This is a genomic window from Amycolatopsis sp. NPDC047767, assembly GCF_040704195.1.
Lineage (GTDB): Bacteria > Actinomycetota > Actinomycetes > Mycobacteriales > Pseudonocardiaceae > Amycolatopsis.
Genome location: NZ_JBEYSJ010000048.1, coordinates 51,819 through 66,031, shown reverse-complemented (window position 1 = coordinate 66,031; position 14,213 = coordinate 51,819). Strand labels below are relative to the sequence as shown.

The window sequence follows — 14,213 nt, the reverse complement described above, 5'->3', positions numbered from 1 at the left end:
ACGCCACAGCCCGTCATTTCGGCAGCGCCGTGGGCGATCGCGGTCATCCGCTTCGCGAGGTCGCGCAACGTCTCGGGGTCGGCCGAGCGGAGGTACCCGTCGGCCGAAGCCGGCGGGCGCCGCCTGCAAGCGCGGAACATCTCGGGCGACCAAGCGTGCAACTCTGGTCGTACCTTCATGGACTCGGCGTCCGGCGTCCCGGTACGCAGTCCCTAGACGACGAGCCTCCCGCGGCGCGCTGCGCGTGGGTACCCGGAGTCCGCGCACGGAGGTTGCCCGGGGTGACAGAGGCTTCTCTTCTACCTCTGCCCTGGCCGGCTCAACGTCCGCACCTACTTTCTACGCCGTGAGCCCGGTCACTTCAAGAGCGTGGACGGGTGCACCGGCAAAAGAGGCTCGATCTGGTGATGCACACACCATGAGCAACGGCCGATTCCGCTCTACGCTTGAGAAAACCGGTCGCGGTACCGCCGTGTGGGTGCCTAGCGCGGGGGCGTTCGGAACCGTCGGCGACGACTCAGGCTGTACCAGGTGGCGCCCGCCGCGAAGGCGCCCACGCCGAGCGCGACCATGCCCGCGGACCGGGCGGGGATCCGGCTGCGCAGCGACATGGGGCGTTCGAACGCGAGGATCGGCCAGTCGCGCTCGCCGGCCTCTCGGCGCAGGAGCTTGTCGGGGTTCACCGCGTGGGGGTGGCCGACAGTCTCCAGGAGCGGGATGTCCGTACTGGAATCGGTGTAGGCGAAGCACTCGGCGAGGTCGTACCCGTACGTCGCGGCGAGCTGTTTCGCGGCGATGGCCTTGTTGTCGCCGTAGCAGTAGAAGTCGATTTCGCCGTTGTAGCGGCCGTCGGTGACACCCATGCGCGTGGCGACGCAGCGCGTGGCGCCGAGCATCGCGGCGACGGGTGCGGCGACCTCTTCACCGGTGGCGGAGAGGACGACGACGTCGTGGCCGTCGGAGAGGTGGCGGTTGATGAGATCGGTGGCCTCGACGTACACGAGGGGGTCCACCACGTCGTGGAGCGTTTCTTGCACGATCGCGGACACCTGGGCGACATCCCAGCCGGCGCAGAGCTTCGAGACCTCGGCGCGCATGCGTTCGGTCTTGTCGGCGTCGGCGCCCGCGAGGGAGAAGACGAGTTGTGCGTACGCGCTACGCAAAGCGGCTCGGCGGTTGATCAGCCCTTCTCTGAGTAATGGTTTGCTGAACGCCAGCGCGCTGGAAGAAGCGATGATGGTCTTGTCGAGATCGAAGAACGCGGCGACGGTGCGCCGGGGTTCTTCGGGGTGGGATTCGCGCGGCGGCGCGGTGCTGGGTTCGGCCACGTGATCAGGATAGGAGAAGCGACGCCCTCGTTCTCGCGTTGATCGAACACCGGCGCGCCCGTCCGGCGGAAAATCCATGACAGGACAGTACATCCGGCTCTGGATGCCGTTATCGAATCGTAGGTGTCACTCGCGGCGCCAACCGGTGCCCTGCGGAGTTACAGTGGGGGAACCCGGTGTCCAACCGGGCCGGTTCAGTCCGACCCCCCGGGGCTGAACCCACGGCGGCCCTCGTCCCTCCCCCCTGGCGAGGGCCGCCCTCTTTTCTCGGGTAGTGCATTTTTTCCGCTGCGTTCGCGGATCGCCAGGATGTTTTTCGTGGCAATTACGAGACTGCCTGCAATTCCCCGGTTCAGGGGTGTGGGCGGGTCGCGCATTGTGCCTCAACGGCTCGACGGGTTCGCCTGTGCTGAGCGGTTTCGGCGGGAGTTGTCCACAAGCACCGGGTTATCCACAGGTTGCTCGGTTGGCCATTGCCGGCGGGCTCGGGCCGGGTGATCTTGGTGGGACCCGGTCCACATCGGCCGGGTCCGATCCGCCAGGGGGAGGCCTTCATGACAACCGCACGTCCACTCGTCGTCGCCGCCGACGGCGCGGTGCTCGACGAGATCCTGCGCGTCGCCGCGGTCGCCGGCTGCGAGCTCGACCGCGCACCGGACCTCGCGGCCGCACGCTCGCGCTGGACGCGGGCGCCGCTGGTCGTGATCGACGAGGACTCCGCCGACGACCGGGTGCTCCTGCCCCACCTACCCCACTTACCCCGCCGCGACGGCGTGGTGGTGGTGTCGAAAGGCGCGGCCGGCGTCGACTCCTGGCGCCGCGCGGCGCTGGTCGGCGCCCGGCGCGTGGTGTGCCTGCCCGACGATGAATCCGACCTGACCGTGGCGTTGGCCGACGTCGCCGACGCCCCCGCCGAACGCCCCGGCCCGATCCTCGCCTTCCTCGGCGGCCGCGGCGGCGCGGGTGCTTCCGTGCTGGCCGCCGCCACGGCCGTCGAAGCGGACCGCGCCGGCCCCGCCCTGCTCGTCGACTGCGACCCGTTGGGCGGCGGCCTGGATCTCCCGCTGGGCTTGGAAAACACCCCCGGCCACCGCTGGCCCGACGTCCGCCTGTCCGGCCGCGTCTCGCTGCCCGCTCTGGTCGACGCCCTCCCACGCCGCGGCACCCTGCCCGTGTTGGCCTGCGGCCGCACCGGCCCGGGCCCCACGCCGCGCGCACTGTCCGCCGTCGTCACCGCCGGCCGCCGCTCGGGCCGCACCGTCGTCTGCGACCTGCCCCGCCACCTCGACGAGGGCGCTTTGGCCGTTGCCTCTCTCGCGGACCTGGTGGTCCTGGTCGTCCCGGTCGAATTCCGCGCCTGCATGGCCGCGCGCCAGGTCCTCGAGCTGCTGACGCCCCACACCGACCGCCTCGCCATCGTCGCAAGTGGACACCCCCGCGCCGGCGCACCCCCTTCCCGCACCACGGCACTCCTCGGCCCACCCCTGCTCGCCACCCTGCCGCCCGAACGCCGCGTCGCCGCCACCCTCGAAACGGGCGAGTTCGACCTCCCACCCAAGGGCGCCCTGGCCACCACCGCCCGCACCGTCCTGGCCGAACTCCACCCCACCCCGACCTCACTTCCCGCGGCGGCTTGAGATGCGACCTTCCACGGGCTTCTTGGCCGCCTCGTCCTGGCCGCCCTCCACCGAGCCCCGTCCTCGCTTCCCGGGGCAGCTTGTGATGCCGCCGTGCATGGGCTTCTCGGCCGCCTCGTCGGGGTTGGGTTCCAGCGAGCCTCGGCCTCGCTTTCCTCGGCGGCTTGTGATGCCGCCGTGCATGGGCTTCTCGGCCGCCTCGTCGGGGTCGGGCTTCACCGAGCCCCGGCCTCGCTTTCCTCGGGGGCTTGTGATGCAGCCGTGTAAGGGCTTCCCAGCCCCCGCGTCGTGGCCGCCCTCCGCCCAGCCCCGTCCTCGATCTCCGCGGCGGCTTGCGATGCGAGCGTGCACGGGCCTCTTGGCCACCTCGTCAGGCGGCAGCGTGGCCGACCGACGCCACGACCGCACTCACCGAAATCCGACCTCCGCACGCGTCCGCCTTGGCGCTAGTGGCGCGGCCTTGCCGACCGAACTCCTCTTGCGGCACTCGTTGCGGTGTGGGCCGTAGGCCGCGCTGCCGGTAAGTCCTCCGTCGTTCCGGCCGCTCGATTGTGTTCCCGAGCCGAGTTCGCCCATCGCGCACCTGCGCTCAACAGTTCGAGTGGTCCCTCTTTCTTTTCCTTCACCACCAACCCATTCGCCCTGCGATGCCGGGAGCCCAGCCATGCCCACTCGTCCGAAGCCGCCGATATGACCACCGAATTCGTCGAGCGCGTCCGCAACCGCCTCGCCGGTGAGAGCCGTCTGGCGGACCCCGTCGCCGTCGCGGAGGCCGTGCGGGCGGAGGCCGGCGGCACGCTCAGCCACGATGCCGTCCTCGATGCCGTCCGCCAGGCCCACGACGAGTTCGTCGGCGCAGGCCCGCTCGCGCCGCTACTCGAGGACCCGACCGTCACCGACGTCCTCGTCACCGCGCCCGACCAAACCTGGACCGACGGCGACTCCGGTCTGACCCGCACCGACGTCCGCTTCGCCGACGAAGAAGCCGTCCGCCGCCTGGCGCAGCGTCTGGCTCTCGCCGCGGGCCGGCGGCTCGACGACGCACAGCCCTATGTGGACGGTTGGCTTCCTGTTCCGGGCGGACACGTCCGAGTCCACGCCGTCCTGCCGCCCATCGCCCCCAACGGCACCTGCCTGTCCTTGCGCGTCCTGCGCCCGGCCACGCACACGCTCGACACCCTGACCTCGCTCGGCGTCGTCAACGAGGAAGGCGCCGAGATCCTCCGCTCGATCATCACGCGCCGCCTCGCGTTCCTGGTCACGGGCGGAACCGGCGCCGGCAAGACGACCCTCCTCAGTGCACTCCTGGCCGAGGTCAGCCCGCGCGAACGCATCATCTGCGTCGAGGACGCCGGCGAGCTCCGCCCCGCGCACCCGCAGTTCGTCAGCCTCGTCGCCCGCCCGGCCAACGTCGAAGGCGCCGGCGCCGTCGAGCTGCCCGAGCTCGTCCGCCAGGCCCTGCGCATGCGCCCCGACCGCCTGGTGGTCGGTGAAGTCCGCGGCGCCGAAGTCTGCTCCCTGCTCAACGCCCTCAACACCGGCCACGACGGCGGCGCCTGCACCCTCCACGCCAACTCGCCCTCCGAGGTCCCCGCCCGTCTCGAAGCGCTCGCCTCCCTGGGCGGCCTCACCGGCGACGCCCTCCACAGCCAGCTGGCCGCCGCCATCCGCGTCGTCCTCCACCTCCGCCGCGACCCCACCGGCGCCCGCCGCCTCACCGAAATCGCCACCCTCCACCGCACCACCGCAACCACCCACACCACCCCCATCTGGCGCGACGGCCACTGGACCCCCTACCGCCCCCTCTTCGAGGAGGCGACCGCGTGACTCCGACCAACCCGTTTGCGCGACCCGCCGCCCGCCGCACCGCTCGAACGTGCCTCGGCGCATTGCCTCAGCAATCCGCGCGTCGCGCCTTGCGCGGCTGGCCTGAGCCTGGAGCGAGCTGCCGCCCCTCGCGTGATGCCGACTGCGCGCCTGGCGGCAGCCCATGTCGCCGCTGGCGCCGAAGCGGCCGCTTCAAATGGCCACGCGTGCCCCGAAGCTTGGTTGCCGGAGGAGTCGGTCGCTGCTGGCCGCGCCTGGCTTGGTCCTCGGTTGCGGCCGCGGCTGACCCGCGCTCGAACCGAATCGCCAATTTCGCATGGCTGCACTCGACCCGATCCTCCGTGGCCAGGGAGGCGACCGCATGATGACCGCCTGGCCGTTCCTCTGCTTCGGCACCGCCCTCCTCACCTGGCCCACCCTCCCGAGCCGCCTGCTCGCACCACCGCGGCGACGGCTCACCATCCCCACGCCGCCGCGCCAGGCCGTCTGGGTGCTGCCCACGCTCCTCGCGCTCCCGCTCGCCGGGGTCGGAGCCGCGGTGGCGACCGCGCTGATCACCGTCGCGGCAAGGCAGGAATGGCGCAGCAGAAAGAAAACCGCCGCAACGCTCACCCGGGCTGAGCAGACGTCCGCCGCGCTCCGCACGATGGTCGCCGAGCTGCGGGCCGGCGCTCACCCGGTGCTCGCGGCTGAAGCGGCGGCCGAAGCAGTCCCCGCGGTAGCCGGAGAACTCACCAACCTCGCCACCGCCGCGAGACTCGACGGCGCGCTCGAATCCCGAGAACTCCCGGAACTCGCCGCGGCCTGGGCCCTCGCCCGCCGGCACGGCCTCCCCATTGCCGACACCCTCGACGCCACCCGCCGCGACGTCGACGCCGCCGCCACGTTCGCCCGGCGGCTCCACGCCAAGATGGCCGGCCCGCGGATGAGCGCGACCGTCCTCACCGCGCTGCCGGTCCTGTGTCTCGCCATGGGGCAGGCCATCGGCGCCGAGCCGCTGACCGTCCTCACCCACACCGTCCTCGGGCAGCTGTTCCTCGTCGCCGGCGCGGCGCTGCTCTGGGCGGGCACGGCCTGGTCCCGAGCGCTCACCGGCCGTCGGGAGATCCGATGACGCCTTACGTCCTCGCCGCCGTCGCGCTCCTCGTCTGGCCGAGTGCGCCGAAGCCGCGGAGCCTCGCGCCGCCAGCCACCTGGCGACCCAAGCTCCCGAGCCTCCGCACGAGACACGCCCTCGCCGCCGCGGTGGCCGGCGTGTCCGTAGCCGTTGTCGCCGGACCCGCGGGCGGCGCACTGGCGGGAGCAACAGCCTGGTGGCTCCTCCACCGCTCGCGTCGGCCCAAACCCCGCGACGACGTCACCGAACGTCTGAACTCTGCCGCCACCCTCGACCTCCTCGGCGCCTGCCTCCGCACGGGCCTGCCGGTGCCGACGGCCCTCGAAGCCGTCAGCGCCACCGCGCCCGAGCACACGGCGACCGCCATGAAGGCCACCGCCAACCTCCTCGCCCTCGGCGCCGGGCCGGCCGAAGCCTGGGCCCAGCTCAAAACCCGGCCCGGGTTCGAGGAGCTGTCGGTCGCCGCGACGCGAACGGCCCGGTCGGGCGCGGCGCTCGCGGCGACGGCCGGCGAAGTTTCCCGCCGCCTGCGTGACGGGATCGGCGTCGAGGCCGAGGAACGCGCGGAACGGGCCGGGGTCGCCCTGGCGCTGCCGGTGGGGCTCTGTTTCCTCCCCGCGTTCTTCGTGCTCGGCGTGCTGCCGGTGGTGCTCGGCCTGGCCGAGCGGATCGGGAGCGTGTTGTAGATGAATCCACAATGGACAGAAAGGACCGACCATGCACTTCCTCCCCGGAGACGAGGGCACCACCACGGCGGAGTACGCCATCGGCACGGTGGCCGCGGCGGCGTTCGCGCTCGCGCTGTTCGTGCTGCTCAGCGGCGACTCGATCAGCACGGCGCTGTCGGGTCTCGTGCAGCGGGCCCTCACGGTGGAGACCTGATGGCCGGCCGTCGCCGGGACGGCGGGATGGTCACGGTCGAAGCCGCCCTTTCGCTGGGCGCGCTCACGGCCGTGGTGGCTCTGCTGCTCGCCGGCCTCGCGGCGGTGCTCGGGCACATCCGGTGCCTCGACGCCGCCCGCGAAGCCGCGCGCCTGGCCGCCGCCGGACAGCCCGGTGCGGCCGAGGCCGTCGTGCAGACGATCGCGCCCCGCGGCGCGCGCCTCACCATCCGCCGGTCCGGCGACGGCATCACCGCCGAGGTCACCACCGAGACCCTCACCGGCTTCCACCTGGACGCCAGCGCCTACGCCGTCGCCGAACCCGGAGTGCAGCAATGAAGGACAACGACGACGGCGTCGCCACCGTGTGGACGGCCATCGTGATCGCCGCGCTCGTCGGCCTCGCCGCGGCGGGGTGCTGGCTCGGCGCGGCCGTCGCGGCGAGGCACCGCGTGGAAGCCGCCGCCGACCTAGGCGCGCTGGCCGCTGCCGCGCACGCCGCCGACGGCCCCGCCCGGGCCTGCGACCGCGCTCGCGAGGTGGCCGACCACGAGGGCGCGGTCGTCACGGCTTGCAGCTGGCACGAGCGTGACGCCCTCGTCGAGGTGCGAGCTGCAAGTCCACCCGTTCCCGGCTTGCCGCCGCCCTCGGCGCGGGCCCGGGCCGGCCCCGTCGGCCTCCCGGAGTGACGCCCGCCACCGCTCGTCCGCGCGTCGTCACGACGAGTGGCGGCCGATGTGGATCATCGCCGAGCCCATCAGACGCACTGTCTCGACGAGCGGCCAACAGCCACGAGCAGCGGTAGCTGACGCACGGCGAGCGGTTAAAACCGCTGGTGAGAGGCGTAAACGACGTGGTGCGCCTTGGCGGTCGCGAAGGGCGGTGAAAGTGTCAACCCGCGTGCTGGAGGGCCTCAGCGGGGGCTCAGCGGCCGATCATCGGCTGTCCGTTATCGGCCGAGCGGTGCACTACCGGGCGTTCATCGCCCAGTAACCACCGGTTGTCGCGCGGCTCTTCCGCGCAATGTGCAAATTGCCGTTTAGTGAGACGTGCGCCACCAACGGCCCCGACCCGGGTGGCGCGAAACCGGACCTTGAAGGCAGGAAAGCAATGTTGGACGCGAATTGGCCGGACAGCTGGCGGAGCGCCTTCCGCATCGAACTTCGTGCGGAGGCGATCGGCCTCGCCTGGCGCGGCTGGCCGGTGCTCCCGGGGGCGACCCCGGCGCCGATCACCGGTGAGGGCGACGACCTCACGTGGCGCCGGCCGGTGCCGGTGCGGGACGACTGGCGCGAGCTGGTCGGCACCCACGCCCACGAGGTCGCCACCTGGTTCTCCGACCGCACCCACAGCCTGCTCGTGGCCACGGGCACGGTCGTCGACGCGATCGAGGTCGACGACGAGCTGGGCAAGCGCGCCGCCCGCCTGCTGCGTGCCCTCGGGCACCCCGCGCCGATCGTCGCGATGCCCAACGGCCGCTGGCTGTTCCTCACCACGCCCGCCGACCACATCCCGGCCGAGCTCGCCGAGCAGGCTTCCGTGCAGTGGCACGGTGCCGGCAGCTACATCCCGCTGCCGCCTTCGCCGTTCCAGCACGGTGTCGTGCACTGGCGCGTGAAGCCCGAGGTGTGCGGCTGGCAGCTGCCCGACCCGGCCGAGGTGCACGACGTGCTCATGCGGGCCCTCGCCGACGAGCACGCGCCGCTGCTCGCGGAGACCACCGCTGCCTGACCGGTTCGACCCCGGCAAGCAGCGTCGACAACTGAAGAGATTTCACGCACCACCGTGGCCGCACCGCTCCCCGTGCTGACGCAAAGCCCCAAGCACGGTATCCAGTACGGCCACCGCCCCTGCCTTGTCCAGCGGTTCGTTGCCGTTCCCGCACTTCGGCGACTGAACGCAGGACGGGCAGCCCGTCGGGCACTCGCAGGAGACGATCGCCTCCCGCGTTGCGGCCAGCCACGGGACAATCGCGGCATAACCGCGGTCGGCAAATCCCGCACCCCCGGGATGCCCATCGTGCACGAACACCGTTGCCTCCCCGGTGTCCTCGTGCCACGCGGTAGACACCCCGCCGATGTCCCAGCGGTCGCACGTAGCGAACAGCGGTAGCAGGCCGATCGCCGCGTGCTCGGCGGCATGCAGGGCACCGGGGACGCGCGCCGGAACCAATCCGGCGCCCCCCGGTGCTCTGCCAGCACCCCCGGTCCCCACCGACTCCACACTCTCGGCCCCGACCCGAGCGCCTCCGGTCCCCACCGGCGCGACGGCCTCGGCCCGAGCCTCAGCACCAGCCCCGCCCTCAGCACCCCCGGTCCCCGCCGATACGACCTCCGCACCCGCGGCGTCGCCCAGAGCACCCCCGGTCCCCACCGACTCCACACTCTCGGCCCCGACCCGAGCGCCTCCGGTCCCCACCGGCGCGACGGTCGAACCCGCGGTTTCAGGAGCAGCTTCGGTCCCCACCGGCTCGAGGTCATCGGCCTCGATCCGCGCGCCCCCGGTCCCCGTCGGCGCGATGGTCGCACCCACGGCCTCGTCACGAGCACCCTCGGTCCCCGCCGAAGCCACCTGCACCGCAGGCGACTCCTGTACCGGCCGGCCCTTGTCGACTTCCGGCGACACTTGCTCCGTCGGCCCCGGCTCCATCCGGCTACCTCGCCCGGCATTCGGCACGTGAGCGCCCGAAGCCGCATTGCCGGCCTCGTCCGGCTCAAACTCTTCCTGGCCGCGGGTGGCTGGCGTCGAAGCGCTGCGGTCCGCGGCCGAAGCTTCCGGTTCCACCCGAGCGCGTTCGACCCGTGCAGAAGCTGCAGCGTCGGACGCCGTCTTCCCGGCGGTCCCGACCGCAGCGTCTCCCGCCCCCGCCCCCGCCGCCGCGACCGCACCGGGCCGAGCCGCGCCCACGACACCGGTCCCCACCCGATAAGACGGGCCGAGCAGGTCGCTGGTCACCGTGTACCAGACGGCGCGCGTGTGCAGGCTTTGTTCCGGCAGGTCCAGTGGCGTGTGGTCCAGCACCTCACCCGACGGGCGGCGGCGCAGGTAGCCGACGACCTGCGACGTCACCGCGACCTCGCCCAGGCTCACCGTGACGCCGCCGTGGGTGCACTGCTCCTGGGTGGACAGCACCGAGATGTCCACGACCTCCCGCGGCGACGTGTGCCAGTCCGGGTCCTCGGCGTGCACGAGGGCGAGGCCGGTCTCGAGGTCGAGCTCGTCGACGACGTACGACGAACCCTGGTGCAGGTACACCGCACCCGGGTGCACCGCGTAGCAAGCCGACCCCGGGTCGACGGTGCCGAGCATGCGCCCGGAATCCGCCTCCACCACGGCGATCTGGTCGCCGCCCGAGCCGCGGATGCCGACTTCCGCGTGGGGGCGGTCGCGGGCGGTCCAGTACCAGCCGCTGGACCGGCGGCGCAGCAGCTTCTCCTCCGCCAGGTCCGCGAGCACCGCGCGGGCCGCCGCACCGCCGAACATCGGCAGCTCCGGTTCCGTCAGAGGCAGCTCCGCGACCGCGCACGCGAGCTGCGGCCCGAGCACGTACGGGTTCGTCGGGTCGAGCACGGCCGTCTCCACCGGACGCTCCAGCAACGCCGCCGGGTGGTGCACCAGGTACGTGTCGAGTGGGTCGTCGCGGGCCACGAACACGACCAGCGCCTCGTCGCCCGAGCGGCCCGCGCGTCCGGCCTGCTGCCAGAACGATGCCAGCGTGCCCGGGTAGCCGGCGAGCACCACGGCGTCGAGGCCCGCGATGTCGACGCCGAGCTCCAGCGCGTTGGTGGTCGCCACCCCCAGCAACCGGCCGGACAACAGCGCGGCCTCCAGCGCGCGACGCTCCTCCGGCAAGAACCCGGATCGGTACGCCGCAACGGTTTCCGCCAACGCAGGGTCCACTTCGGACAGAAGGCGCCGCGCGCCCAACGCCGTGAGCTCCGCCCCGCGCCGCGAGCGCACGAAAGCCAGCGAACGCGCGCCTTCCACCACGAGGTCCGTGAGGATCCGCGCCGTCTCCACGCCCGCCGAACGTCGCACCGGCGCGCCGTTCTCGCCCGTCAGCTCGTCGAGCAGCGGGGGCTCCCACAACGCGACCGTCCGCGCGCCCCGCGGCGAAGCGTCCTCGGTGACCGCGGCGCAGGGCAGCCCCGTGAGCCGCGAAGCGAAGTTCGCCGGCGAAGCCGTCGTCGCCGAGGCCAGCACGAACACCGGCGACGCCCCGTAGTGCGCCGCCACCCGACGCAGCCGGCGCAGCAGCAGCGCGACGTGCGAACCGAACACCCCGCGGTAGCTGTGGCACTCGTCGACCACCACGTACGCCAGGTTCTTGAAAAACCGGGTCCACCGCGAATGCGACGACAGGATGCCGCGGTGGAGCATGTCGGGGTTCGTGAACACCCAGTTCGCGTGCGCGCGCACCCAGTCGCGCTCGGTCATCGGGGTGTCGCCGTCGTACGACGCCGCCCGCACCTCGGGGACGTCCAAAGAGGACACCGAACGCAGCTGGTCAGCGCCCAGCGCCTTGGTGGGCGAGAGGTACAACGCGGTCGCCGCGGAACCCGTGGCCAGCGCGGACAGCACCGGCAGCTGGTACGCCAACGACTTCCCCGAAGCCGTGCCCGTCGACACCACCACATGGGACCCCGCGTGAACCAGCGAAGCCGCCTCGACCTGGTGTTTCCAGGGAGTCTCGAGTCCGGAACCCGCGAACGCCGACACGACCGACGGCGCGGCCCACTCCGGCCACGCCACGAAACCGGCTGCCCGCGCGGGAAGCTCGGCCACGTGCGTGACCGGGTTCTCGTTCACCGGGACCCCCGCCGTGACCCGGCTGAGCAGCCTCCGTCCTCGCTCGACCACGTGCCGCAGCTAAGCACAGGGCACCGACAAAACCGGCGCCAGATCGATCAAGTGAGCAATCACACAAGGTCACGGAACGTACTGTCACCGGGACGCGTTGCACGGCCGCTGAGCACTACCAATACACTCCCGCAATCCACACCCTCTGTGGCGATCGTCATGTGAGACGTGCATTGCCCGCACGGCTAGCGTGTCGCTCGGTACAGATCCCATGCCAGTGCAGGCACGCCGGGTACGACGAGTCCGCATTGGCCAACGGCGTTCCCAGGAGGACGAATGTCCCGGCAGTTCCTCGCGGAGGGCGGTCTCACGCTCTCCGGGGGTGGCTACACCATCGTCGGTGTGGTCGCCGTGGTCGCCCTTGCCGCACTCGCCATCGGTTACGTGCTGCTCAGGGAGGTGCTGGCCGCGGGCCAGGGCACCGCCAAGATGCAGGACATCGCCAAGGCGGTGCAGGAAGGTGCGGCCGCATACCTGAAGCGGCAGCGCAACACCCTCGCCATCTTCGGCGTAATCGTGTTCCTGCTGCTGTTCGCGCTCCCCGCCGACGACTGGAACGAGCGCATCGGCCGCTCGATCTTCTTCCTCGTCGGCGCGGTGTTCTCGTTCACCATCGGCTACCTCGGCATGTGGCTCGCGACGCAGGCGAACCTGCGCGTGGCGGCCGCGGCGCGCGAAGAAGGCGGCCGCGAGATCGCGATGCGCGTGGCGTTCCGCACCGGCGGCGTGGTCGGCATGATCACCGTCGGCCTCGGCCTGTTCGGTGCCGCGATCGTCGTGCTCGTCTACACGGGCCAGGCCCCGAAGGTGTTGGAGGGCTTCGGGTTCGGCGCCGCGTTGATCGCGATGTTCATGCGTGTCGGCGGCGGCATCTTCACGAAGGCCGCCGACGTCGGCGCGGACCTGGTCGGCAAGGTCGAGCAGGGCATCCCCGAGGACGACCCGCGCAACGCGGCGACGATCGCCGACAACGTCGGTGACAACGTCGGCGACTGCGCCGGCATGGCGGCGGACCTCTTCGAGTCCTACGCGGTCATGCTGGTCGCCGCGCTGATCCTGGGCAGCTCCGCCTTCGGTTCCAGCGGCCTGATCTTCCCGCTCATCGTGCCGGCCATCGGTGTCATCACCGCCGTCATCGGCGTGTACATCACGAAGGCGCGCGCGGGCGAGGGTGGTCTCGTCACGATCAACCGCTCGTTCTACATCTCCGCGGTGATCTCCGCGGTGCTGTCGGCCGTCGCGGCGTTCGTGTACCTGCCGAGCAGCTTCTCCGACTTCGGTGCGGAGTTCGCCGGCAACAGCGGCAACCCGGCGGTCATCGCGACCGTCGCCGTGATCATCGGCATCGTGCTCGCCGCGATCATCCTGAAGCTCACGGGTTACTACACCGGCACCGAGCACAAGCCGGTGCAGGACGTCGCCAAGACGTCGGAAACCGGTGCCGCCACGGTGATCCTGTCCGGCATCTCGGTCGGTTTCGAGTCCGCCGTGTACACCGCGCTCGTGATCGGTGCCGCCGTGTTCGGCGCGTACCTGCTGGGTGGCGGTGTCGCACTGTTCGCGGTCGCGCTCGCCGGTACCGGCCTGCTGACCACCGTCGGCGTCATCGTCGCGATGGACACCTTCGGCCCGGTCTCCGACAACGCGCAGGGCATCGCCGAGATGTCGGGCGACGTCGACGAGAAGGCCGCGCAGATCCTGACCGAGCTGGACGCGGTGGGCAACACCACCAAGGCCATCACCAAGGGCATCGCGATCGCCACGGCGGTCCTCGCGGCCACGGCGCTGTTCGGGTCCTATTCGGACGCGATCACGAAGGCCGTGGGCGGAACGGGTGCGTTCATCGCCAACGTCGTGAACCCGTCGACGCTGGTCGGCGTGATCGTCGGCGCGGCTGTGGTGTTCCTGTTCTCGGGTCTGGCCGTCAACGCGGTTTCGCGCGCGGCCGGCGCGGTGGTGCAGGAAGTGCGCCGCCAGTTCCGCGAGATCGCCGGGATCATGGAGGGCACCACGCGGCCCGAGTACGGCAAGGTCGTGGACATCGTCACGCGCGACTCGCTGCGTGAGCTCGCCACGCCGGGTCTGCTCGCGGTGTTCGCCCCGATCGCCGTGGGCTTCGGCCTCGGCACGGGCGCGCTCGCCGGCTACCTGGCCGGTGCGATCGCCACCGGCACCCTGATGGCGATCTTCCTCGCCAACTCCGGTGGTGCCTGGGACAACGCCAAGAAGCTCGTCGAAGACGGCAACCACGGCGGCAAGGGCTCCGACGCGCACGAGGCCACCATCATCGGTGACACCGTGGGTGACCCGTTCAAGGACACCGCGGGCCCGGCCATCAACCCGCTGATCAAGGTGATGAACCTGGTCTCCGTGCTGATCGCGCCGGCGGTCGTCTCCCTGACGCTGGGCGGCGGCGCCGACACCACGTGGCGCATCGTGATCGCGGTCGTCGCGCTGGCGGTCATCGTCGCGGCGGTCGTCGTGTCCAAGCGACGCGGCACGGTCATCGAGAACACCCCGGCGGAGGCGAAAGCCTGATCCGCCGTATCGAACACCGTTTCGG

11 protein-coding genes are annotated in these 14,213 nt (G+C 71.7%); 9 read left to right on the top strand and 2 right to left on the bottom strand.

The features are described 5' to 3' along the window. Positions 1-482: 482 nt before the first annotated feature. On the bottom strand, positions 483-1,328 hold the full coding sequence (locus AB0878_RS45375) for an HAD-IB family hydrolase (RefSeq protein WP_366588834.1): 846 nt from the start codon (positions 1,326-1,328) through the stop codon (positions 483-485). A gap of 554 nt (positions 1,329-1,882) precedes the next feature. Between AB0878_RS45375 and ssd the strand changes: the two genes are divergently transcribed. The 8 genes from ssd (at position 1,883) to AB0878_RS45335 (ending at position 8,521) form a co-directional block, all read left to right on the top strand. Then, the gene (ssd, locus tag AB0878_RS45370) at positions 1,883-2,965 is read left to right on the top strand and encodes a septum site-determining protein Ssd (protein ID WP_366588832.1); all 1,083 of its coding nucleotides are present in this window, start codon (positions 1,883-1,885) and stop codon (positions 2,963-2,965) included. 690 nt (positions 2,966-3,655) lie between these two features. Further along, positions 3,656-4,792 (top strand): TadA family conjugal transfer-associated ATPase, encoded by a 1,137-nt coding sequence (locus AB0878_RS45365; RefSeq protein ID WP_366588830.1) that lies wholly within the window; start codon positions 3,656-3,658, stop codon positions 4,790-4,792. A gap of 361 nt (positions 4,793-5,153) precedes the next feature. After that, positions 5,154-5,906, top strand: a complete 753-nt coding sequence (locus tag AB0878_RS45360) for a type II secretion system F family protein (RefSeq protein ID WP_366588828.1) — start codon at positions 5,154-5,156, stop codon at positions 5,904-5,906. Next, complete coding sequence (locus AB0878_RS45355) at positions 5,903-6,595, top strand: type II secretion system F family protein (protein ID WP_366588826.1); 693 nt, start codon at positions 5,903-5,905, stop codon at positions 6,593-6,595. The genes AB0878_RS45360 and AB0878_RS45355 overlap by 4 nt, the downstream gene beginning before the upstream one ends. Before the next feature lie 31 nt (positions 6,596-6,626). Continuing rightward, the gene (locus AB0878_RS45350) at positions 6,627-6,791 is read left to right on the top strand and encodes a DUF4244 domain-containing protein (RefSeq protein ID WP_366588823.1); all 165 of its coding nucleotides are present in this window, start codon (positions 6,627-6,629) and stop codon (positions 6,789-6,791) included. Further along, entirely contained in the window at positions 6,791-7,129 is a 339-nt protein-coding gene (locus AB0878_RS45345; protein WP_366588821.1) for a TadE family type IV pilus minor pilin, read from the top strand. The genes AB0878_RS45350 and AB0878_RS45345 overlap by 1 nt, the downstream gene beginning before the upstream one ends. After that, positions 7,126-7,479, top strand: coding sequence for an Rv3654c family TadE-like protein (locus AB0878_RS45340; RefSeq protein WP_366588819.1), 354 nt, complete (start codon positions 7,126-7,128; stop codon positions 7,477-7,479). The genes AB0878_RS45345 and AB0878_RS45340 overlap by 4 nt, the downstream gene beginning before the upstream one ends. A 421-nt stretch (positions 7,480-7,900) precedes the next feature. Beyond that, a complete protein-coding gene (locus AB0878_RS45335) occupies positions 7,901-8,521 on the top strand; it encodes a bifunctional DNA primase/polymerase (RefSeq protein WP_366588816.1) in 621 nt (206 codons plus the stop codon). Between the two features lie 42 nt (positions 8,522-8,563). Here AB0878_RS45335 and AB0878_RS45330 read toward each other — a convergent pair whose 3' ends face one another. Next, positions 8,564-11,650 (bottom strand): DEAD/DEAH box helicase, encoded by a 3,087-nt coding sequence (locus AB0878_RS45330; RefSeq protein WP_366588813.1) that lies wholly within the window; start codon positions 11,648-11,650, stop codon positions 8,564-8,566. Positions 11,651-11,926: 276 nt separating this feature from the next. Here AB0878_RS45330 and AB0878_RS45325 point away from each other — a divergent pair, with 276 nt between their 5' ends. Continuing rightward, entirely contained in the window at positions 11,927-14,188 is a 2,262-nt protein-coding gene (locus tag AB0878_RS45325; protein ID WP_366588811.1) for a sodium-translocating pyrophosphatase, read from the top strand. Positions 14,189-14,213: the final 25 nt, after the last annotated feature.

Coding starts and splice junctions, on each gene's coding strand:
- ssd (WP_366588832.1), top strand. CDS start 1,883: ATGACAACCGCACGTCCACTCGTCGTCGCCGCCGACGGCGCGGTGCTC.
- AB0878_RS45365 (WP_366588830.1), top strand. CDS start 3,656: ATGACCACCGAATTCGTCGAGCGCGTCCGCAACCGCCTCGCCGGTGAG.
- AB0878_RS45360 (WP_366588828.1), top strand. CDS start 5,154: ATGATGACCGCCTGGCCGTTCCTCTGCTTCGGCACCGCCCTCCTCACC.
- AB0878_RS45355 (WP_366588826.1), top strand. CDS start 5,903: ATGACGCCTTACGTCCTCGCCGCCGTCGCGCTCCTCGTCTGGCCGAGT.
- AB0878_RS45350 (WP_366588823.1), top strand. CDS start 6,627: ATGCACTTCCTCCCCGGAGACGAGGGCACCACCACGGCGGAGTACGCC.
- AB0878_RS45345 (WP_366588821.1), top strand. CDS start 6,791: ATGGCCGGCCGTCGCCGGGACGGCGGGATGGTCACGGTCGAAGCCGCC.
- AB0878_RS45340 (WP_366588819.1), top strand. CDS start 7,126: ATGAAGGACAACGACGACGGCGTCGCCACCGTGTGGACGGCCATCGTG.
- AB0878_RS45335 (WP_366588816.1), top strand. CDS start 7,901: ATGTTGGACGCGAATTGGCCGGACAGCTGGCGGAGCGCCTTCCGCATC.
- AB0878_RS45325 (WP_366588811.1), top strand. CDS start 11,927: ATGTCCCGGCAGTTCCTCGCGGAGGGCGGTCTCACGCTCTCCGGGGGT.